At 73.4% G+C, this 21,031-nt stretch carries 20 protein-coding genes; 10 read left to right on the top strand and 10 right to left on the bottom strand.

What is annotated here, in order from left to right:
- Positions 1–15: 15 nt before the first annotated feature.
- The 5 genes from AB0E91_RS22835 to AB0E91_RS22815 all read left to right on the top strand — a co-directional run bounded on the left by AB0E91_RS22835 (position 16) and on the right by AB0E91_RS22815 (position 5,604).
- Positions 16–1,704 (top strand): DUF885 domain-containing protein, encoded by a 1,689-nt coding sequence (locus AB0E91_RS22835; protein ID WP_361784841.1) that lies wholly within the window; start codon positions 16–18, stop codon positions 1,702–1,704.
- 154 nt (positions 1,705–1,858) lie between these two features.
- Entirely contained in the window at positions 1,859–2,539 is a 681-nt protein-coding gene (locus tag AB0E91_RS22830; protein WP_361784838.1) for a hypothetical protein, read from the top strand.
- 162 nt (positions 2,540–2,701) lie between these two features.
- Positions 2,702–2,962: a ferredoxin gene (locus tag AB0E91_RS22825; protein ID WP_361784835.1), complete on the top strand. Its 261-nt coding sequence runs from the start codon at positions 2,702–2,704 to the stop codon at positions 2,960–2,962.
- Positions 2,952–4,343: an FAD-dependent oxidoreductase gene (locus tag AB0E91_RS22820; RefSeq protein ID WP_361784832.1), complete on the top strand. Its 1,392-nt coding sequence runs from the start codon at positions 2,952–2,954 to the stop codon at positions 4,341–4,343. The genes AB0E91_RS22825 and AB0E91_RS22820 overlap by 11 nt, the downstream gene beginning before the upstream one ends.
- 22 nt (positions 4,344–4,365) lie before the next feature.
- Positions 4,366–5,604, top strand: a complete 1,239-nt coding sequence (locus AB0E91_RS22815; RefSeq protein ID WP_361784829.1) for a cytochrome P450 — start codon at positions 4,366–4,368, stop codon at positions 5,602–5,604.
- Positions 5,605–5,637: 33 nt separating this feature from the next.
- On the opposite strand, the gene AB0E91_RS22810 is transcribed toward AB0E91_RS22815, so the two are convergent.
- The 3 genes from AB0E91_RS22810 to AB0E91_RS22800 form a co-directional block, all read right to left on the bottom strand.
- On the bottom strand, positions 5,638–8,628 hold the full coding sequence (locus AB0E91_RS22810; protein WP_361784826.1) for an SMC family ATPase: 2,991 nt from the start codon (positions 8,626–8,628) through the stop codon (positions 5,638–5,640).
- Positions 8,625–9,788 (bottom strand): exonuclease SbcCD subunit D, encoded by a 1,164-nt coding sequence (locus tag AB0E91_RS22805; RefSeq protein ID WP_361784823.1) that lies wholly within the window; start codon positions 9,786–9,788, stop codon positions 8,625–8,627. The genes AB0E91_RS22810 and AB0E91_RS22805 overlap by 4 nt, the downstream gene beginning before the upstream one ends.
- Positions 9,789–9,911: 123 nt before the next feature.
- Positions 9,912–10,538: a YigZ family protein gene (locus AB0E91_RS22800; RefSeq protein WP_361784821.1), complete on the bottom strand. Its 627-nt coding sequence runs from the start codon at positions 10,536–10,538 to the stop codon at positions 9,912–9,914.
- A gap of 162 nt (positions 10,539–10,700) precedes the next feature.
- On the opposite strand from AB0E91_RS22800, the gene AB0E91_RS22795 reads away from it, so the two are divergent.
- Positions 10,701–12,683, top strand: a complete 1,983-nt coding sequence (locus AB0E91_RS22795; RefSeq protein WP_361784818.1) for an amino acid transporter — start codon at positions 10,701–10,703, stop codon at positions 12,681–12,683.
- Between the two features lie 23 nt (positions 12,684–12,706).
- Here AB0E91_RS22795 and AB0E91_RS22790 read toward each other — a convergent pair whose 3' ends face one another.
- Positions 12,707–13,222 carry a histidine phosphatase family protein gene (locus tag AB0E91_RS22790; RefSeq protein WP_361784815.1) on the bottom strand — a complete coding sequence of 172 codons (516 nt, stop codon included), beginning with the start codon at positions 13,220–13,222 and terminating at the stop codon, positions 12,707–12,709.
- Positions 13,219–13,959: a hypothetical protein gene (locus AB0E91_RS22785; RefSeq protein WP_361784812.1), complete on the bottom strand. Its 741-nt coding sequence runs from the start codon at positions 13,957–13,959 to the stop codon at positions 13,219–13,221. Before AB0E91_RS22785 ends, AB0E91_RS22790 begins: the two co-directional genes overlap by 4 nt.
- A gap of 166 nt (positions 13,960–14,125) precedes the next feature.
- Here AB0E91_RS22785 and AB0E91_RS22780 point away from each other — a divergent pair, with 166 nt between their 5' ends.
- The gene (locus tag AB0E91_RS22780; RefSeq protein ID WP_361784809.1) at positions 14,126–14,536 is read left to right on the top strand and encodes a CoA-binding protein; all 411 of its coding nucleotides are present in this window, start codon (positions 14,126–14,128) and stop codon (positions 14,534–14,536) included.
- Between the two features lie 128 nt (positions 14,537–14,664).
- Positions 14,665–15,699, top strand: coding sequence for a cation diffusion facilitator family transporter (locus tag AB0E91_RS22775; RefSeq protein WP_361784806.1), 1,035 nt, complete (start codon positions 14,665–14,667; stop codon positions 15,697–15,699).
- Here AB0E91_RS22775 and AB0E91_RS22770 read toward each other — a convergent pair.
- The 3 genes from AB0E91_RS22770 to AB0E91_RS22760 form a co-directional block, all read right to left on the bottom strand.
- Positions 15,692–16,249, bottom strand: coding sequence for a YbaK/EbsC family protein (locus AB0E91_RS22770; protein WP_361784803.1), 558 nt, complete (start codon positions 16,247–16,249; stop codon positions 15,692–15,694). The two genes, AB0E91_RS22775 and AB0E91_RS22770, sit on opposite strands and share 8 nt — an antisense overlap.
- Before the next feature lie 18 nt (positions 16,250–16,267).
- Entirely contained in the window at positions 16,268–16,843 is a 576-nt protein-coding gene (locus tag AB0E91_RS22765; protein ID WP_361784800.1) for an XRE family transcriptional regulator, read from the bottom strand.
- A 139-nt stretch (positions 16,844–16,982) separates the two neighbouring features.
- Positions 16,983–17,747 carry an acyltransferase gene (locus AB0E91_RS22760; RefSeq protein WP_361784797.1) on the bottom strand — a complete coding sequence of 255 codons (765 nt, stop codon included), beginning with the start codon at positions 17,745–17,747 and terminating at the stop codon, positions 16,983–16,985.
- Positions 17,748–17,921: 174 nt separating this feature from the next.
- Here AB0E91_RS22760 and AB0E91_RS22755 point away from each other — a divergent pair, with 174 nt between their 5' ends.
- A complete protein-coding gene (locus AB0E91_RS22755; RefSeq protein ID WP_361784794.1) occupies positions 17,922–18,449 on the top strand; it encodes a gamma carbonic anhydrase family protein in 528 nt (175 codons plus the stop codon).
- Positions 18,450–18,489: 40 nt separating this feature from the next.
- Here AB0E91_RS22755 and AB0E91_RS22750 read toward each other — a convergent pair whose 3' ends face one another.
- Both AB0E91_RS22750 and AB0E91_RS22745 read right to left on the bottom strand, forming a co-directional pair.
- A complete protein-coding gene (locus AB0E91_RS22750; RefSeq protein WP_361785519.1) occupies positions 18,490–19,143 on the bottom strand; it encodes a DedA family protein in 654 nt (217 codons plus the stop codon).
- A gap of 202 nt (positions 19,144–19,345) precedes the next feature.
- Entirely contained in the window at positions 19,346–19,798 is a 453-nt protein-coding gene (locus AB0E91_RS22745; RefSeq protein ID WP_361784791.1) for a DUF4442 domain-containing protein, read from the bottom strand.
- A gap of 74 nt (positions 19,799–19,872) precedes the next feature.
- Between AB0E91_RS22745 and AB0E91_RS22740 the strand changes: the two genes are divergently transcribed.
- Positions 19,873–20,868, top strand: coding sequence for a hypothetical protein (locus AB0E91_RS22740; protein ID WP_361784788.1), 996 nt, complete (start codon positions 19,873–19,875; stop codon positions 20,866–20,868).
- The last annotated feature ends 163 nt before the right edge of the window (positions 20,869–21,031 follow it).

The raw sequence follows: 21,031 nt of genomic DNA, 5'->3' as shown, positions 1-21,031 counted from the left end.
GCGAGGATGGGCGCCATGTCTGAGACGAAGAGCGCACTGCCCCGTCGGATCGCCGACGCGTACGTCGACGAACTCGTCGCCCTCGACCCGGTCACCGGCACCTACCTCGGTGTCGCCGAGAGCTCCAGCAGGCTCCCCGACTACTCCCCCGCCGGCCAGGAGGCCGTGGCGGAACTGGCGCGCACCACCCTCGCGCGCCTGGCCGAGGCCGAGCGGCTGCCCGGCGCGGACAGCGACGCCGAGCGCCGGTGCGCGCGGCTGCTGCGCGAGCGGCTGACCGCCGAACTCGCCATGCACGACGCGGAGGAGCACCTGCGCGCCGTCGGCAACATGCACACGCCGGGGCACTCGGTGCGGGACGTCTTCACGCTGACCCCGGCGGAGACCGAGGAGGACTGGGCGGCGATCGTGGAGCGGCTGCGCGCGGTCCCGGCCGCCTACGCGGGCTACCGCGCCTCGCTCGAACTGGGCCTGGAACGCAAGCTGTTCGCGGCGCCCCGGCCGACCGGCGTCTTCGTCGAGCAGCTGACCGAGTGGGCGGACACCGGCGAGGGCCGGGGCTGGTTCGAGGACTTCGCCGCCGCCGGTCCCGACGCGCTGCGCACCGAGCTCGACGAGGCCGCCCGCGCGGCGACCGCCTCCGTCGCGGAACTCCGCGACTGGATGCGGGACGTGTACGCCCCGGCGGTCGAGGGCGCCCCGAACGTGGTCGGCCGGGAGCGCTACGCCCGCATGTCCCGCCACTTCAACGGCACCGACCTCGACCTGGACGTGGCGTACGCCTACGGCTGGTCGGAGTTCCACCGGCTGTACGCCGAGATGGTGAAGGAGGCGGAGAAGATCCTCCCGGGTGCGAAGACGCCCTGGGCGGCGCTCAAGCACCTGGACGAGCACGGCCGGCACATCGAGGGGGTCGAGGAGACCCGGCAGTGGCTCCAGGACCTGATGGACCGGACCATCGCGGACCTCGACGGCACGCACTTCGAACTGGCCGAGCCGGTGCGGAAGGTGGAGTCGCGCATCGCCCCGCCCGGCAGCGCGGCGGCCCCCTACTACAGCGCGCCGTCGGAGGACTTCTCCCGTCCGGGCCGGACCTGGCTGCCGACCATGGGCGCGACCCGCTTCCCGGTCTACGACCTGGTGTCCACCTGGTACCACGAGGGCGTGCCGGGCCATCACCTCCAGCTGGCGCAGTGGGCGTACGTCGCCGGGGACCTCTCGCGCTACCAGGCCACGGTCGGCGGCGTGAGCGCCAACGCCGAGGGCTGGGCGCTGTACGCGGAGCGGCTGATGGACGAGCTGGGCTACCTCACGGACGCGGAGCAGCGGCTCGGCTATCTGGACGCGCAGATGATGCGCGCGCTGCGGGTGATCGTCGACATCGGCATGCACCTGGAGCTGGAGATCCCGGCCGACTCGCCGTTCCATCCGGGCGAGCGGTGGACCCCGGAGCTGGCGGAGGAGTTCTTCGTCGCCCACAACAGCCGTCCGGCGGACTTCCTCGCGAGCGAGCTGACCCGGTATCTGACCATGCCGGGCCAGGCCATCGGCTACAAGCTCGGCGAGCGCGTGTGGCTGCTCGGCCGGGAGCGGGCGCGCGAGCGGCACGGCGACTCCTTCGACCTGAAGGCGTGGCACATGGCGGCGCTGTCGCTGGGCTCACTGGGTCTGGACGACCTGCTGGAGGAGCTGTCCCGGCTCTGACCTCAGAGGAGTGAGCGGTCGTACGGCCGGGGGTCGCGCTCGGCCGTACCCGCGCGGGCGTCCCGCTCGGCCGTACGGCCCCCTCCCGCTGGCGCGGTCCCGCGCACCGGCTGCTTGCTGGTGCGGGGGCCGTCGCTCGGGAGGTGGGCCGCTCATGCAGGTCAAGGGGCGCAGGGGGCCGGGCCGGGAGGTGCTGGAGACCCCGCGCGCGGCCGGGCTCGCCGGGGTGGTGTTCGCGCTGCTCCTCGCGGCGACGATCGTGCTGATGCGGCTCGGCATCCCCGAGGGCGCCGACGCGGCGTCCGCCCAGGGGTTCACCGACCCGGAGCGGCGCACTGCGGTGCAGACGGCACTGGCACTGATCCCGTTCGCCGGCATCTTCTTCCTCTGGTTCCTCGGCGCGGTGCGCGCCCATGTGGGTGAGGTCGAGGACCGGTTCCTCGCGACCGTGCTGCTCGGCAGCGGTGTGGTCTTCACCGCCACCCTGTTCGGCGCGGCCGCGGCGGCGTCCGCCGTGCTGGCGGTGTCGCACCCGGCGGGCAGTACGCCGTCGCCGGAGACCTGGGACTTCGGCCGGCAGTTCGCCTACGGGCTGATGACCGAGTACGCGATGCGGATGGCGGCCGTCTTCGTGTCGTCGATGTCCGTGATCGGCAAGCGGCTGGGTGTACTGCCGCGCTGGCTGGTCGTGCTGAGTTCGCTGACCGCGCTGGTCCTGCTCTTCGTCTCCTCGAACGTGCCCTGGGCGGAGCTGGTCTTCCCCGCCTGGTCGCTGGTGCTGAGCGCCCACATCCTCGTGGTGGGCGGGCGTCGGCGGGCCGCGGGCACCCCTTGAGGGCCCTCCGGGTCCGTTCACCCGATCGGCGGCTCCCGGCGCGCGGCCGGGTGCGCTCCGCTTCCATGCTGGCGGGCGGGGGACGACCGCCGTCCGGGACCGCGTGCCGTGCGAGAAGGCGGGGCACACCGGACCTGGCCACCGGAAGAGAGCGGAGCGTCGATGAGGATCGTCGTCGATCTCAACAAGTGCCAGGGATACGCCCAGTGCGCCTTCCTGGCCCCCGACGTCTTCACCATGCACGGCAACGAGGCGCTGCTCTACAACCCGCGCGCCGCCGACGAGGAACGGGACGCGGTCGCGCGGGCGGCCGCCGCCTGCCCGGTCCAGGCGATCACCGTGGAGGGTCTGCACCGGGGCGCCGCCGCCGAGGACGCGTGGGTGGCCGCCGGAGCCGCCCGGGAGCTGTCCGATGGCCGCTGACCACGTGGACTGGCTGCGCCGCGAGGGCCGCATCGTCATCGTCGGCGCCTCGCTGGCCGGGCTGCGCGTGGCCGAGACACTGCGCGAGGAGGGCTTCACCGGCGCGCTGACCCTGATCGGCGACGAGCCGTACGAGCCCTACGACCGGCCGCCGCTGTCGAAATCGGTGCTGCTCGGCAAGGCGTCCCCGCAGCACACCGAGCTGCCCCGGCGGCGGGACCTGGACGCGGAGTGGCGGCTCGGTGTCCCGGCGGCCGGTCTCGACCTGACCGGCAAACGGGTGCTGCTCGCCGACGGCGAGGAGGTGGAGTACGACCGGCTGCTGATCGCGACCGGTGTGCGCGCCCGGCCCTGGCCCAAGGAGGAGGAGGCCGAGCTGGACGGTGTGTTCGTGCTGCGCACCCGGGACGACGCGACCGCGCTGTGCGACCGGCTGCGCTCCGGGGCCCGCCGGGTCGTGGTGATCGGCGCCGGGTTCGCCGGGTCCGAAGTCGCCTCGGCCTGCCGGGAGATGGGCCTGGAGGTGACCGTCGCCGAACGCGCGGGCGGGCCGCTCGTGGGCGCGCTCGGCGGGGTGATCGGGGCCGTCGCCGCCGAGCTCCACCAGGAGAACGGCGTGGACCTGCGCACCCATGTCACCGTGACCGCGCTGGAGGGCGACTCGGTCGGCCGGGTCCGTGCGGTGCATCTGTCGGACGAGAGCGTGGTCGAGGCGGATGTCGTGGTCGTCTCGCTGGGCTCGCTGCGCAACACCGAGTGGCTGACCGGGTCCGGGATCGGCGCGGGACCGCGCGGCATCGCGAGCGACGCGGGCTGCCGTGCCTTCGACTTCCGGGGCATCGTCACCGACGACGTGTTCGTGGCCGGTGACGTGGCCCGCTCCCCGCATCCGCTGTTCGGTTACCAGTTCCTGTCGCTGGAACACTGGGGCAACGCGGTCGCACAGGCGGAGACGGCCGCGCACAACATGATCTGCCCGCCTTATGACCGGCGCCCCCACATGTGGATGCCCGCCTTCTGGTCCTCCCAGTTCGGGGTGAACATCAAGTCGGTGGGCGTGCCGCCCATGGGCGACCAGCTGATGATCACCCAGGGGTCGACGGCGGAGCGCCGGTTCGTCGGCGTCTACGGCTACAAGGGCCGGATCGTGGCGGCGGTGTCCTTCGACAACGCGCGCTGGCTGGAGTACTACCAGCGGCAGATCGAGCAGGGCGCCCCCTTCCCGGCCGACCATCCGACGATGGACCGGCGTCCCGAGGGGCGGCGGGCGGTGCCCTCCGACTTCCCCGACCCCTCGCTGCCGACGCACGGCCCGACCGTGACCCTCAGCGGCTACTCCCCGGCCGACCGCCGCCTGGTCTTCACCCCCGGCCACCACTGACCGCACGCCCGAAGGACCTGCCATGACGCGAGCCTCGCTGGTGCGCCAGATCACCGACTTCGCCAACCGCGCGAACCCGTACCCCCTCTACGCGGAGCTGCGCCGCACCCCGGTGCTGCACGAGGAGGAGGGCGACCCCTACGTCATCAGCTCGTACTGGGACATCGAGAGCCTGCTGCACGATCCCCGGATCAGCTCCGACGCGGCCAATCTGGCGGCGGCGGGGGCCGACGAACTGAACCAGGCGGAGAACACGGGACTGCCGCCGTCCTTCATCCGCCTTGACCCGCCGGAGCACGACCGGCTGCGGCGCATGACCAACAGCGCCTTCGGGCCGCCGGACAAGCCGCGCAGGATCGACGACATGCGGCCCGAACTCCACTCGATCGTGGCCGAGTTGATCGACGGGTTCGGGGACGCCCGGGAGATCGACCTGGTGGACCAGTTCGCGTACCCCTTCCCGGTGACGGTGATCTGCCGGCTGCTCGGCGTGCCCCGTGAGGACGAGCCGCGCTTCCGGGCCTGGGTGGACCCGCTGGTGGCGAGCCTGGACCCGGACACCCGGCAGGGGGCGGACCCGGAGTTCGTGAAGACCGCGCAGGAGGCGCGGATGCAGCTCGGCATGTATCTGGCCGGGCTGGTGGAGGAGCGGACCAAGGAGCCGCGCGACGACATGCTGTCCGACCTGGCCACGCACAGGGGGCCGGACGGCACCATGACCATGATGGAGATCCTCAGCACCGCCGTGCTGCTGCTGATCGCGGGCCACGAGACCACGGTCAACCTGATCACCAACGGCATGCTGACCCTGCTGCGCCACCCCGAGATCCTGCACCGGCTGCGCGAGGACCCGGACCTGGCCCCCAACATCGTGGAGGAGCTGCTGCGCTACGAGCCGCCCGTGCAGCTCGTGCCCCAGCGCACCTGCATCACCGACATCGAGGTACGCGGGGTGCGGATTCCGGCGGGCTCGCGGATCTGGCTGATGCTGGCGGCGGGCAACCGCGACCCCGAGCGGTTCAAGGATCCCGAGCGCTTCGACCCGGACCGCGAGGACCTCCAGCATCTGGGCTTCGGCAGCGGCATCCACAGCTGCTTCGGCGCCCCGCTGGCCCGGCTGGAGACCCAGATCGCGCTGGCCGAGCTGGCACGGCGGCTCGAAGGGCCCCGGCTGGTGGAGGACCCGCCGCCGTACCGGCCGAACGCGGTGCTGCGCGGGCCGCGCCATCTGGGCATCGCCTTCGAAGGCGTACGGCCCTGAGCCCGGGCGTACGGTCCTGAGGAACCGGGTTTCTCACACCCCCCGCTGCCGCAGCGTGGACCCCGACCTCCCCTTGACCACCTCCAGTTGGGCGTGGACACGGCGCCGCAGGTCGGCCACATGGCTCACGATGCCGACGCTGCGGTCGCGTTCGCGCAGGGAGTCCAGGACGTCCAGGACCTCGTCCAGGGTCTGGTCGTCGAGGCTGCCGAAGCCCTCGTCGATGAACAGGGTGTCCAGGCGGACCCCGCCCGCCTCGTCGGTGACCACGTCGGCGAGGCCGAGGGCGAGCGCGAGCGAGGCGAAGAAGGTCTCGCCGCCGGACAGGGTCGCGGTGTCCCGCTCGCGGCCGGTCCAGGCGTCCACGACGTGCAGCCCGAGCCCGCTGCGCCCGCGTCCGCTGCGGTCGTCGGAGTGGACGAGGGTGTAGCGCCCCGAGGACATCATCCGCAGCCGGGCGGTCGCGGCGGCGGCGACCTGTTCAAGGCGGGCGGCGAGGACGTACGACTCCAGGCGCATCCTGCGCTCGTTGTCGGCGGAGGTGCCCGCGGTGAGGCCGGCGAGCCGGGCCACCCGGTCGTACTCCTCGCGCAGCGGGGCGAGACGGCGGGCGCCGTCCTCCGCGTGGGCGGAGAGCCGGTCCAGCTCGGCGGTGGCCCGCTGGGCGGCGTCGCGGGCGGAGGCTGTCTCGCGCATCCGGCGTTCCGCCCCGGCGGCACGCTGTTCGGCGGCGGCCGTGTCGGCGGGCGGCTGCTGAGCGGCCCGCGCCGTCTCGGGCTCGGCCAGTGCGACCCGTACGGCGGTCTCCTCCGACTGCCAGGCGTCCAGGCGGAGTTGCAGCTCACGGTGGGCGGCGGGGTCGAGCAGGGCGGCGGCAGCGGCGGCCGGGGTGTCGAAGCCCGCGCGGTAGGCGGCGTCGGCCAGGCGGGCGTCGGCCTCCTTCAGACGCGTGGCGGCCTCGTCGGCGGCCCGGACGGCATCGGCGGCACCGGTCAACAGGGCGGCGCGGCGCTCCAGTTGGGCGGCCCGGTCGGCCACGCTGGCGGCGGCTCCGCGCGCTCGGGCCAACTCCTCTTCGAGAGTGACCTGTTCGCGCTCCAGGGTCTCGCGCCGGGTGACGCGGGAGGCGGTGCGCACGGCGGCACCCTGACGGGCCTCCAGGCGCTGTTCGCGTTCGCGTTCGGCCCGGCGCAGCTCTTCCTGGGCGGCGTGCAGGGCAGAGGCTTCGCGCCGGGCCTGCTCGAACTCGCGCTCCAGGTCGTGGAGTTCGGTGGCGAGCCGGTCGGCGGGGGTGTCACCGGCCTCGGTGGTGACCGTGTCCAGAGCGGACCGGAGTTCCACCGTGCGGTGCTTGTCGCGCGCGTGCTCCTCCTCGGCCTCCTGATGCGCGTCGAAGGCACGCTGCTCCGCCTCACGGTCCACGTGCCCGGCGTCCTTGCGGGCCGGGGCGGGGTGTTCGGTGGCGCCGCAGACGGCACAGGGCTCGCCGTCGGTGAGGTGGGCGGCGAGTTCGGCGGCGATGCCGTTCAGGCGCTGTTCCCTGAGGTCGAGCCAGTCCTGACGCCGGTCGCCCGCGCGCCGACCCGACTCGAAAGCCTGCCGGTCGGCGGCCTCCACCTGCTCCGTCAGCGCGTCCCGCCGCCGAGCCGCGTCCACCCGTCGCCGGGCAGGCTCGCGGCGCGCACCGAGCTGCTCCGCCCGCACCGCCGCCTCTCCGGCGGCGTCGATCCGCTGCTGAAGCCCGGCCCGCAGCCCCTCCCACCCGCCGAGCCAGGCGTCCGCCTCGCGCAGCGCGTGCTCGTCCTCGCGCTCCTGGCGGTCGAGTCCGGCGCGCTCGGCGAGGAGCTGGGTGAGCCGCCCCTCCGCGCGCCGGGCGGAGTCGAGTCCGCCCAGTTCCTCGGCGGCACGACGAGCCGCTGCCGCGAGCCCGGTCACGTCGGCCTCGGCGTGCTCCTCGGGCAGCGGCCGCCGGGCGTGTTCCTCGGCGCGGACCGCCTTCTCGTGGAGGCTCACGGCGTCCCGGCGCAGGTCGAGGGCCGGGGCGACGGTCTCGGCCTTGCGGCCGCGCTCCATGCGCTGCTGGGCCGCCCGGTGTTCTCCGGAGCGCTCCTCCAGCCGCGCGGCCCGCTGCCGTGCCTCGGTGAACCTGGCCTGCGCACGGGCGAGTTCACGCGTCTCGGCCAGCTCCCGCTGGGCGCCGACGTGGACGGACTCAGCGGCGGTCAACCAGCAGTGGGCGATGGTGAGGCGTTCGCGGGCGGCGCTGCGCGCGACGGCGGCGGCCGCGAGAACGGCACCGGCGAGCCCGGGGTCGCCGGGGGCGAGGTCGGGCAGCTCCATGGCACCGCCCGCGGCCTGCTGCATCCGGTGGGCGTCGGCGAGCAGGGCGGTGTCGGCCTCGCGCACCCGTGCCTCGGTTGCCCGGCGCCGTTCCGCGAGCCGCTTCTCCACCTCCGCGAAGCGCAGGGTGTCGAAGAGGCGCCCGAGCAGCTTGCCGCGTGCCTCGGCGTCCGCGCGCAGGAAGCGGGCGAAGTCGCCCTGGGGCAGCAGCACGACCTGGCAGAACTGCTCGCGGCTCATGCCGAGCAGCTGGGTGATCTCCTCGCCGATCTCCTGGTGGGAGCGGCTGAGGTCCTTCCATGCGCCGCGCTCGGCGTCGTACTCGCGCAGCCAGGTCTGGGCCTTGTCGAGCGTCGTGCCGGTGCCGCGCTTCTTGGGCCGCGCCCACGGAGGCTGCCGGGTGATCTCCAGGCGGCGCCCCGAGACGGTGAGTTCGAGGCGGACCTCGGTGCGCGTGCCCGGCTCGGCGTGGTCGCTGCGCAGGTGGGTGCCCTGGCCGTTCTGCCGGGCGCCGGGGACGGAGCCGTAGAGGGCGTAGCAGACGGCGTCCAGGACGGAGGTCTTCCCGGCGCCGGTCGGGCCGTGGAGCAGGAAGAGTCCGGCGGCGGAGAGGGCGTCGAAGTCGACGCTCTGGGTGGCGCCGAAGGGGCCGAAGGCGGTGATGTCGAGTCGGTGCAGCCTCACCGGGCCACCTCCCGCACGGTGTCGTCGGCGCGTACGGCGTCGAAGGCGTCGCGCAGGACGGCCGCCTCGCGCGGGTCGGGTCCGGCGCCGCGCACATGGGCGACGAAGTCCTCGGCGATCTGCTGGTCGTCGCGTCCGGCGAGGCGGCGGGCGTAGGAGACGGCGGGGTCGTCGGGGGCGCGCTCGGGGTCGAAGACGAGGCTGAGGGTGTGCGGGAAGCGGGCGGCGATCCGGGCCATGGGGTCGGCGGGACGGATCGCGTCGGTGAGGGTGGCCTCGACCCAGGCGTCCTCGTGGCCGTCCAGGCGAGGGTCGGCCAGCAGGTCGTCCAGGGTGCCCCGGATACGGGCGAGCGGGCGCGGGACCGGGCAGTCGAGACGTTCGGCGGTGACCGCGCCGTCGGCGGCGAGGTCGACGAGCCACATGCTCTTGCGGTGGTCGGCCTCGGAGAAGGAGTAGGCGAGCGGGGAGCCGGAGTAGCGGACGCGCTCGGTGAGGGTCTGGCAGCCGTGCAGATGGCCGAGGGCGACATAGTCGACGCCGTCGAAGACCCCGGCGGGTACGGCGGCCACTCCCCCGACGGTGATGTCCCGCTCGCTGTCGCTGGCCTGGCCGCCGGTGACGAAGGCGTGGGCGAGGACGACGGAGCGGGTGCCGGACGGGCGCGCGGCGAGGTCGGCGCGGACCCGGTCCATGGCGGCGGCGAGCACGGCCTCGTGCCCTGCCTTGGTCACCCCGAACTCGTCCTTGACGAGGGCGGGTTCGAGGTAGGGCAGGCCGTAGAAGGCGACCTCGCCGTGGGCGTCCGACAGGACGACCGGGGTGCCCGCGGCGGAGGGCTCGGTGCGCAGATGGATGCCCGCGCGGTCGATGAGTCCGGCGCCGACGCCGAGGCGGCGGGCGGAGTCGTGGTTGCCGGAGATCATCACCGTGGGCACGCCGAGGTCGGCGAGGCGGTGCAGGGCGTCGTCGAACAGCTCGACGGCGGCGAGCGGCGGCACCGCGCGGTCGTACACGTCCCCCGACACGACCACGGCGTCCACGGCGTGCGCGCGCACGGCGTCGACGAGGTGGCCGATGAACTCGGCCTGCGCACCGAGCATGTTCACCCGGTGGAAGGACCGGCCGAGATGCCAGTCGGAGGTGTGCAGGAGTCTCATGACTCCCGAGACTAACGGGAGGGTCCGACAACGGGCTCCGCCGCTTGCGTACCGACCGCCCCACACTTGACCGTTATGCCCGTTTTATCTCAATTGCCGGGCGCTGTCAGCCGCTTCCCCTGCTCAGACGTCGCCGTACGCTTCGCCGCCCAGCTCGAAAACCGCCGTCCCCGCCGTCGCGTCCGCGAGCCAGCCCCGGAAGGCGGCCACGTCGGCGTCCGGCAGCGCGATCTCGATCGTGACCGCCTCGCCGTAGCGCACGTCCCGCACCTCGCGGCCCGTGGAGCGCAGATCGTTCTGCACCTTGCCCGCGCGCTGGTGATCGACGGTGACCGTGGCGAGCCGGTACCGGCGCCGGGTGCGGGCGCCGACCGCGTCCAGGGCCTCGCCGACCGCGCCCCCGTAGGCCCGGATCAGTCCGCCCGCGCCGAGCTTCACGCCGCCGTAGTAGCGGGTGACGACGGCGACGACGTACCGCATGTCGCGGCGCAGCAGCATCTGGAGCATGGGCAGCCCGGCGGTGCCGCCGGGTTCGCCGTCGTCGCTGGCCTTCTGCACGGAGGCGTCGGCGCCGATGACATAGGCCCAGCAGTTGTGCGTGGCGTCGGCGTGCTCCTTGCGGACGGCCGCGACGAACTCCTGCGCCTCCTGTTCGGTGGCTGCCGGGGCGAGCGCGCACAGGAAGCGGGAGCGGTTGATCTCGGTCTCGTGCGTGCCCGCGCGGGCCACGGTGCGGTACTCGTCCTGCATCCCGCCAGCCTATGCGGAGCGCCGCACTGGCCCGCGCCCCGGTGTGCGGGTGAGGATGCGGGACATACGCGTCGGGCGATCAGGCGGCCGGCGTCCCGGTCACCGTCCGAGGAGGCAGCACCGTATGACCCGCGTCCCCGTCCACGCCCACGTCGGCACCGTATGACCCGCGTCCCCGTGCACCCCGACGCCACCGGTGCTCCCGGGCGGCACGGCGTGCTCGCCCGGTGCCGGGCCTGGCTCCTCGAGGGCCTGAGCGAGCAGACCGCCCGGCATCCGGGGCCGCACCGCACCCCGCGCCCGGACCAGGAGGGCCACCCGTGGTGGCGGGTGATGTGTCTGACCGGTGTCGACTACTTCTCCACGCTCGGCTACCAGCCCGGCATCGCCGCCCTCGCGGCCGGGACGCTCTCCCCGCTGGCCACCCTCGTGCTGATCGCGCTGACCCTGTTCGGCGCGCTGCCGGTCTACCGCCGGGTGGCGCACGAGAGCCCGCACGGCGAGGGCTCCATCGCCATGCTGGAGCGGCTGCTGTCCTGGTGGTCGGGGAAGATCCTGGTCCTCGTGCTGCTGGGGTTCGCGGCGACCGACTTCATGATCACGATCACGCTGTCCTCGGCGGACGCGGCCGCGCACGTGCTGGAGAACCCGTTCGCCCCGCACTGGATCGAGGGCGCCAACACCTGGATCACGCTCGTGCTGATCGGGCTGCTCGGCGCGGTCTTCCTCAAGGGCTTCAAGGAGGCCATCGGGATCGCGGTCACCCTGGTGGCCACCTACCTCACACTCAACGTGGTCGTGCTCGCCGTCTGTGCCTACGAGGTCCTCAGCCGCCCGGTCCGGATCTCCGACTGGACGCACGCGATGACCACCGCGCACTCCTCCCCGCTCGCCATGGTGGGCGTGGCCCTGCTGGTCTTCCCCAAGCTCGCCCTCGGCATGTCCGGCTTCGAGACCGGTGTCGCGGTGATGCCGCAGATCAAGGGCGCCCCCACGGACACCTGGGAGAACCCGGCGGGCCGTATCCGGGGCGCCCGCAAGCTGCTGACCACCGCCGCGCTGATCATGAGCTGTCTGCTCCTCCTGTCCAGCCTGGCGACGACGATCCTCATCCCGCAGGAGGACTTCGAGTCCGGCGGCCCGGCCAACGGCCGCGCCCTCGCCTATCTGGCCCACAAGTACCTGGGCGAGATCTTCGGGACGGTCTACGACCTCTCCACCATCGCCATCCTGTGGTTCGCGGGCGCCTCCGCCATGGCGGGCCTGCTCAACCTCGTCCCGCGCTACCTCCCCCGCTACGGCATGGCCCCGGAGTGGACCCGGGCCGTACGCCCGCTGGTGCTGGTCTTCCTGGTCGCGGCGGTGCTGATCACCCTCTGGTTCCACGCGAGCGTGGACGCGCAGAGCGGCGCCTACGCCACCGGCGTGCTGGTCCTGATGCTGTCGGCGGCCTTCGCCTCGACGGTCGCCGTGCACCGGCGCCACCACCGGGCGGCCACCATCGGCTTCGGGCTGATCACCGCCGTGTTCGTGTACACGCTGGTCCTCAATGTGATCGAGCGGCCCGACGGCATCAAGATCGCGTCCATCTTCATCGTGGCGATCATGCTCACCTCCTTCGGCTCGCGCGTGCACCGCGCCTTCGAACTGCGCGCCACCGACGTGGTCTTCGACGAGGCCGCGCTGCGGATCATCGACACCGCCGCCGAGCACGGCCCGCTCCAGCTGATCGCCAACGAGCCGCAGGAGCACAGCAAACGGGAGTACCGCGCCAAGGAACAGGAGCAGCGCGAGCACACCCGGCTGCCCAAGGGTGCCGACGTGATCTTCCTGGAGGTGTTCGTGCGCGACTCCTCGGACTTCACCGCCGAGATCACCGTGCACGGCGACGAGAAGCACGGGGTACGGCGGCTGCGCGCGGACGGGCCCACGGTGCCCAACACCATCGCGGCCGTCCTGCTCGCCCTGCGCGACCGCACGGGGAAGCCCCCGCACGTCTACTTCAACTGGACCGAGGGCAACCCGGTCAGCCATCTCGTCCGTTTCCTGGTCTTCGGCAACGGCGAGTCGGCCCCGGTCACCCGCGAGGTCCTGCGCCGCGCGGAGCCGGACCAGGAGCGCAGGCCCTGGGTGCACGTGGGCTGACTCCACGTCCACCGGAATCGGGGCTACGCCTTCTGCCCGCGCGGGACCGTGACCGAGGTCAGCCGGGCCGTGCCGGGGGCGAGCGCCGTCCAGTCGGGGCCCGCCCAGTCCAGCACCGCGAGGGCCGAGGTGGGGAACTTGGCCCGTACCCGCTCCAGGGTGTCGCCCTCCGCCTCCCCCGCGAGCCCCGCGATCAGCCCCTCGAGTCCGGGACTGTGCCCGATCAGCAGCAGGGTCCGCACCTCGGGCGGCGTCTCGCGCACGACCTCGAGCAGCCGGGCCGGGGCAGCCTCGTAGATCCGCCGCTCGAAGCGCACCGGCGGCGGTACGGCCCACTCGGCGGCGGCCAGTTCCCAGGTGCGGCGGGCCCGTACGGCGGTGGAGCACAGGGCGAGGTCGGGTGGGTCCAGCGCCCGTCCGGCGGCGGGGGCGTCCCGCAGACCGCGCGGGCCGAGCGGGCGGTCGTGGTCCGGAATCCCCTCGGGCCAGGCGGACTTGGCGTGCCGCAGCACGATCAGACGGCGTGCCGGTCCGCTCACGCCGTGCCGCCCAGGCCGCTCGCGAGGTCGAGGGCGAGGAGCCGGTCGGCGTACATGTACGTCTCGAAGCGGGCGCCGTCGGGCACCCCGGGTGCCTGGGCGACCTCGCGCAGCACGGTCAGCACGCCCGGCAGGTCGAGGTCGTCCTCCCAGGCCGCGCGCAGCCGCGTCCGTACCTCGTCCGGCACCGGGCGCGAGGGCCGGTGCGCCCAGCCGGCCACGTCGGAGCGCCACCGGGCGACGGTCCGCGCGGCCTCGTCCAGCGTCGCGCGGTCCAGTTGGACCGGTCGGGTGCGCGGGACGGAGAGCAGGGCGAGGCGGAGGGCGTCGGGTTCGTCGAGCAGCTCGGGAAGGGGTTCTTCGGCCGTCCCCGTCCACTCCACCGGGGCGACGGCGAGCACCGGCCCGGCGCCGGGAGCGGAACCGTCCTCGCTCAGCACGTGCACGGTCTGTGCCTCGCCGAGCCCCGAGGCCAGGTCGCGGCTGTCCTCGAAGGGGCGGATGCCGAGAGTGGTCCCGGCGGTGCGCAGCTCGGCCTGCTCGCGGGGCGCGCTGAGCAGGGTCCACAGCGGGGTCCCCGCCAGTTCCAGGGCGCGCACGAGGAGGTCGGCAGTGAGCAGGACCCGTAGCGCGGTCAGGTCCAGGCCGGGCACATGGGCCTCGACGCGGGTCAGCCCGCGGCGGGCGGGGGTGGCGGGGACGGGCTCACCGGTCCGGGCGTCGAGGATGCGCAGCACGCAGCGAGCGTAGGCGTGCGAACGCCCGAACGCAGCACCTTGCGCCGATTTGGGCCACGTCGTTATCGGATGAGCGGTCTCATCGTGTCCGGGGCGGGGGAATCGGCGCGCTCGGGGCGTTGTTCGAGCCCACGGCACCGTTCCGCCGAGAACCGAGGAGGCCGCCGTGTACGGCGACGAGGCGACGATCCGCAGCATCCTGACCGAGCTGGGCGACACCTGGGCGGTGGTCGGCCTGTCCGGCAACCGGAACCGGGCCGCGTACGGCGTGGCGCAGGTGCTCCAGCGGTTCGGCAAGCGGATCGTGCCGGTGCATCCGAAGGCCGAGACGGTGCACGGCGAACAGGGTTACGCCTCGCTCGCGGACATCCCCTTCGAGGTGGACGTGGTGGACGTGTTCGTCAACAGCGACCTGGCCGGCGCGGTCGCCGACGAGGCGGTGGCCAAGGGCGCGCGGGCGGTCTGGTTCCAGCTCGGCGTCGTGGACGAGGCGGCGTACGACCGGACGCGGGCGGCGGGCCTGAGCATGGTCATGGACGCGTGCCCGGCGATCGAGATCCCCCGGCTGGGCCTCTGACACGATCCGGCGCGGGTCTCGCGCCTGCGCACCATATGCAGGTGACAGGTGCATGTTTGGGCGTTCGCGTCCACAATGTCCCCGTGGGCGCGGCACGTCCAGGCGCCGCCCGACGGAAGGGGACCGCCGTGAGCCACCGTCACTCTCGTCACCGTCACGCTCCTCACGCGGGCCCGCTCCACCGGCTCGCCCACCTCCTCACCCCGCACTCGCACGCCACCACCGACCGGACCGACCCGGCCCTGGAGTCCTCGGCGCGCGGGCTGCGGGCGCTGTGGGTGTCGCTGGCCGTGCTCGGGGCAACCGCGCTGGCGCAGGCGGTGGTGGTGGTCGTCTCGGGGTCGGTGGCGCTGCTCGGGGACACCGTGCACAACGCGGCGGACGCGCTGACGGCCGTGCCGCTCGCCATCGCGTTCCTGCTCGGGCGCAGGGCGGCGACCCGGCGGTTCACCTACGGCTACGGGCGGGCCGAGGACCTGGCCGGACTCGTGATCGTGCTGACCATCGCCGCCTCCGCCGTGTTCACCGCCTGGGCGGCGGTGGAGCGGCTGCTCGACCCGCGCCCGGTGGAGCACCTGCCCGCCGTCGCGGGGGCCGCCCTTGTGGGCTTCCTCGGCAACGAGTGGGTGGCCCGGTACCGGGTACGCGTGGGCCGGGAGATCCGCTCGGCCGCGCTGGTGGCGGACGGGCTGCACGCCCGCACCGACGGGTTCGCCTCCCTGGCCGTGCTGGTCGGCGCCGGGGGCTCGGCGCTCGGCTGGAGCGCGGCGGACCCGCTGGTGGGGCTCGCCATCACGGCGGCGATCGTCCTCGTCCTGCGGGACGCGGCCCGCGAGGTGCTGCGGCGGATGCTGGACGCGGTCGATCCGGAGCTGGTCGACCGGGCCGAGCGTGCGGCGCGGGAGGTGCCGGGCGTACGCGGGGTGGGCGAGCTGCGGATGCGCTGGATCGGGCACCGGCTGCGGGCCGAACTGGCCGTCCTGGTGGACGGGGAGGCCACCGCACGCGAGGCGCACGCGGTCGCCGTGGCGGCCGAACACGCCCTGCTGCACGCCGTACCCGGGCTCACCGCCGCCCTGGTGCACGCCGATCCGGCACCGGTGCCCGGCGAGAGCGACCCGCATCTGCCGCTCGCCCACCACGTGCCGGTCCGGCTCAGTTGAGGCCGAGCCCCTCGATCACCACGGCGCCCGGCAGTTCCGCGAACACCGCGCCGGGCACGAGGAGTTTGCCCTGCCTGCGCCCGCTGCCGACGAGCACGTACGGCAGTTCCACGACGGCGGAGTCCACCAACAGCGGCCAGCTGTCGGGCAGTCCGATGGGCGTGATGCCGCCGTACTCCATGCCGGTCTCGCCGGTCGCCGTGTCCATCGGGGCGAACGACGCCTTGCGGGCGCCCAGTTGGCGGCGCACCACGCCGTTGACGTCGGCCTTGGTGGTGGAGAGCACCAGGCATGCGGCGAGCGTGGTCTCGCCGCCCCGCTTGCCCGCGACCACCACGCAGTTGGCCGACCGCTCCAGCAGGTCGGCGCCGTAGTGCTCGACGAAGACGGCGGTGTCCGCCCAGCGCGGGTCGGTGTCCACGTAGACGATCCGGTCGGCCGGGGTCTTGCCCTGCCAGTCGCGTACGGCGGCGGCGACGGGCGCGGTCAGCCGGTCGAGGGCGTCCGGAGCGGGGAGGGCGGTGTCGAAGTTTCCGATGGGGGCGCGCATGGCGGCACGCTAACAGCGTTACGGGCGCACGGGAGGCACGGAGACGGTCATGACCATCTCCATGGGTACGTCGCCCTCGTTGCCGTACGTGTGCGGGCTGTTGGCCTCGAAGGTGGCGCTCGCCCCGGCCGGTACGCGGTGCGGTGTGCCGTCCACCGTGAGGGTCAGCTCGCCCGAGGTGACGTGGACCAGTTCGACCGTGCCGGTGGGGTGCGGGTCGGAGGGGCTGCTCTCGCCGGGCATGAGCCGCCAGTCCCACAGCTCCAGCGGCCCTGGCGCCTCGGTGCCGGTGAGCAGCCGGCTGTAGCTGCCCGCGTCCGTGTGCCACAGGCGGACCGCCTGCTCGGCGGCGACGACCCGGACCCGCGGCCCGCGCTCGTAGTCGAGCAGCGTGGGCACGCTCACGCCGAGCGCGTCCCCGATCTTGACGACCGTGCCGATGCTGGGGTTGGTACGGGCCTGCTCGATCTGGATCAGCATGCCCCGGCTGACCCCGGCACGGGCGGCCAGCGTGTCCAGGGTGAAGCCGCGCTCGGTGCGCCAGCGTCTGACGTTGCGCGCCAGGGACTGGGTCAGCAGGTCGAGGTCCGACACATCACGTCCATTGGGTCCAGCGGGTTCGGCAGGAGGAGTGCGGGGCCGGTGCGCTGCACCCCGTCGTACACCGCACTGTACTGCGGGCGACCGACGGGCAGCGGCGGGATACGGCGCCGGGCGGCACCGGTACCCGGGATCAGCCCTCCGCGTCCAGCCGGGCCAGCCGCTCGATCTGCTCCTCGTCCAGCGCGGCCAGCGCCCGGAACTGCGCCGGGGTCGACCCGTCCGGCGGCGGCACGGGCGCCGGGGTGCGCAGCGGGGGCTGCCAGCCCTCCTCCGGGGTCCAGCGGCGCACCACCCGGGCGGGGGCGCCCGCGACCACGGCGTGGTCGGGGACCGTGCCGCGCACCACCGCACCGGCCGCGACGACCACGTTCCGGCCGATCCGCGCGCCCGGCAGGATCACCGCGTTGGTGCCGATCCAGCAGCCGGGGCCGATCTCCACCGGCTCCATCCGGGGCCACTGCCGGCCGATGGGCTCGTGCGGGTCGTCGTAGGAGTGGTTGGTGGAGGTGACGTAGACGTACGGCCCGAAGTAGCAGTCGCGGCCGATGGTGACCGAGGTGTCCGCGATGACGTGGCTGCCGCGGCCGAGGACCACGCCGTCCCCGATGCGCAGGATCGGCTCCGGACCGAGGTCGAGGTCGGGCATGAGCCCGGCGGTGAGGGTCACCTGCTCGGCGATGATGCAGTAGGCGCCGAGCCTGATCCAGGGCTCGCCGAAGACGGTGCCGAGCGGGAAGGCGAGCCGGGTGCCCTCGCCGATCGCGCCGAAGCGGAGGCGGCCGGGGTGCTCGGCGGAGACGGAGCCGGTGCGCCGCGCCCACTCCCAGACCGCGTGGACGGCCCGCTGGGCGAGGCCCTTCCGCCAGGAAGAGAAGGTGTTCTCGGTCTTCGGCACGCGCTCACGTTACTCACCGGTCGCCTCCGGCGAGGGGCCGTACCGCTGTGATCTTCACCCCATACGACAGCCCCCTGCGGCAGAAGGGGGATGCACTAGCGTGCGCGGGTACGCGACCTCGCCGACACGGCGGCTTCGCGACCTCGACGACTCGAAGAAGAGACGGTGGACCGGATGACGCACCAGCCCTTGATCGTGGGCATCGGCGGCAAGGAGCCGAAGATCGACCCGGACGCCTTCGTGGCCCCCACGGCCTCGGTGATCGGTGACGTCACGCTGGACGCGGGGGCGAGTGTCTGGTACGGCGCGGTGGTGCGCGGTGACGCGGAGCGGATCGCCGTCGGCGCGGACGCCAACGTCCAGGACAACGTCACCCTGCACGCCGACCCCGGTTTCCCGCTGACGGTGGGGGAGCGCGTCTCCATCGGCCACAACGCGGTGGTGCACGGGGCGACCGTCGAGGACGACTGTCTGATCGGCATGGGCGCGACGGTCCTGAACGGCGCGGTGATCGGCGCCGGTTCCCTGGTGGCGGCCCAGGCGCTGGTGCCGCAGGGCATGGTCGTGCCGCCGGGCTCGCTGGTGGCGGGGGTGCCCGCGAAGGTGAAGCGGGCGCTGTCGGAGGAGGAGCGTCAGGGCGTCACCCTGAACGGCACGCTCTACGTGGAGCTGGCGAAGACGCACCGGGCCGTGCACGAGTGACGTACGGGGTCCCGCGCGGGCAGGACGGACGCGCGGGGGGTCAGTCCCCCGCGCCCACCGGCTCCGCCTCCGGAGTCTTCTCGGTGGCGGACTCGTTCCGCTTCGCCCGGCGCCTGACGATCAGCAGGGAGCCGACGCCGATGGCGAGGGCCACCAGGAGACCCACGTACGAGAAGCGCTTCAGCCAGTCCTCGGCGACGATGCCGACGTAGTGGACGACGGCGGTGGTGCCGCCCGCCCAGACGATGCCGCCCAGGATGTTGGCGATCAGGAACTTCCAGTAGGGCATCTGGAGCACGCCCGCGAGGGGGCCGGCGAAGATGCGCAGCAGGGCGACGAAGCGGCCGAAGAAGACGGCCCACATGCCCCACTTCTCGAAGGACCGCTCGGCGGTGGCCACATGGGCCTCGCTGAAGTGTTTCGGGAGCTTCCTGGCGAGCCACGCCAGCAGGGGACGACCGCCCTTGCGGCCGATCGCGTAGCCGATGGAGTCACCGATGACGGCACCGGCGGTGGCGCACGCGCCGAGCACGAACGGGTCGATGCCGGAGTGACTGGAGGACATGAGCGCGGCCGAGACCAGCACGATCTCGCCGGGAAGCGGGATGCCCAGGCTCTCCAGGCCGATCACCAGGGCCACCACGGCGTAGACGGCGAGCGGGGGCACCGAGTCGAGCCATTCCTGGACGTGCACCGCCGGTTCCTCCCAGTCGCCGTCCCTGAGCGCGGGGGCCACGCCTGCTTCAGGGGTTTCTCCGGGAAGGCTACCCGTTCGAGGACGGCGGACGGCCTGCCTCCACCCGCCCGGGGGCGTGATCCGGGCCATGAGGGGCGCGGTGCGCGGCTCAGGGGCGCGTGCCCGACCGGACCACGCCCCTGAGGTCGACCCTGACCCGTCAGCCGTTCGGCCGCAGGGTCCAGACGACCGTCATCTCGCCGGAGACGGAACCGTCCTCGCGCTCGATGGTGATGGCCACCGGGAACTCCGGCCGCTTGCCCGCGTCGAGGTCCGCGACGACCTCGGCCGCCGGGCGGCCCAGGGTGGCGGTGGCGGTGACCGGGCCGAGGGCCAGCTTCTTGTAGTCGATCTCGGCGCGCACCGCGAGCGGCACCGCGCGCGAGAGCTGCTCACCGAAGGCGGTCAGGACGATGGCGCCGCTCGCGGACTCGGCCAGCGTGAACATGGCGCCGGCGTGCGGTCCGCCGAGGTGGTTGTGGTACTCGGGCTGGTCCGGCAGCCGGAGCACCGCGCGCTCGGGGGTGACCTCGATGAACTCCAGGTTCAGGGTCCGCACCATCGGCACCGCGGCGGCCAGCATGTCGCCCATGGAGGCGCTCTCAACTGTCATGCCCGTGATGTTACCGGCGGGTAGCGAGCCTGACCAGTCCGAATCATGTCCATGGCGCATTAGGGTTGCTGGCCATGTGGCCAGGAGAGCAGCCGCCAGGGGGCGCGCAGAACCCGCAGCAGAACCCGTACCAGCAGCCGGGTTATCAGCAGCCGAATCCGTACCAGCAGCCCGGCTACCAGCAGTACCCGCAGGGCAGCCCCTACGGGCAGCAGCCGCAGTGGGGCGCGCCCCAGCCGCCGCAGCCGCCGAACGGCGGCGGGAACCGGACCAAGGTCGTCGCGATCGTCGCGGCCACCGCCGTGGTCGTGGCAGCGGCCGTGACCGGCTATCTAGTCCTCGGCAACTCCGGCAAGGACGAGGCCCACGACGGCAAGCGCGGCAGCACCGCACAGCCGACCACGTCCGCCCCGTCCACGAGCGCGTCCACGCCGGACGACAACCCGCGCGGGGACGACAGCGCCGTGAAGCCGGTGATCGCGGGCTGGAAGGCGGTCGTCAACCCCAAGTTCGGCACCGCCTTCGACGTGCCGCAGGACTGGCAGCTGGAGTCCGTGGACACCTCCTACTTCATGGAGGACCGCGCCGACGACGACAAGCTGCTCACCTCCGTGTCCGCACCGGCCGTCTACAAGTCCAAGTGGTGCACCTCCGACAGCGACCGGGACGGCCGCAGCGACGACACCTCACTGGCGGTCGCGGGCACCCGGGGCGAGAACGGCGCGAAGAGCACGGCCCAGGCGGCGGTCGCCCGCGTGCCCTGGTACATCTACGGCGGCTACACCCAGCCCGACAAGAAGAGCATCACCTTCGACAAGCAGGCCAAGCACTACGTCACCAAGTCCGGCGTCGAGGGCGACTACGCGTGGGCGCAGTCGAGCAACACCCCGCAGACGGGCAAGTGCGCGAGCGACGGCAAGGCGATCTCGTTCGCGTTCAAGAACGCGGCGGACGACATCGTCTCGTTCGACTTCTACGGCGCCAAGGGCGTCAAGGGCGAGGTCGACACCGCGACGATCATGAAGATCCTCAGTTCGGTACGGCTGCACGGACAGCCGACCGGGAGCTGAGCCGGGGCCCTGACCACATGGGCGGGCGGCGCGGCCCGGGTGGCGGGGAACTCGCTTGGCAGGCGCGACGGCCGGAGGCGATAGTCGCCGGGTGACCTCCACCCCGGACCCCGCCGCCCAGGGAACGCCCGCCGCCGAGCCCGCCGATCGCACCGCCGGCCCC

The sequence above is a fragment of the Streptomyces sp. NPDC026659 genome (assembly GCF_040638245.1).
GTDB lineage: Bacteria > Actinomycetota > Actinomycetes > Streptomycetales > Streptomycetaceae > Streptomyces.
Note: the sequence above shows the minus strand (reverse complement) of the source record. Positions and strands in the feature narration are given on the sequence as shown.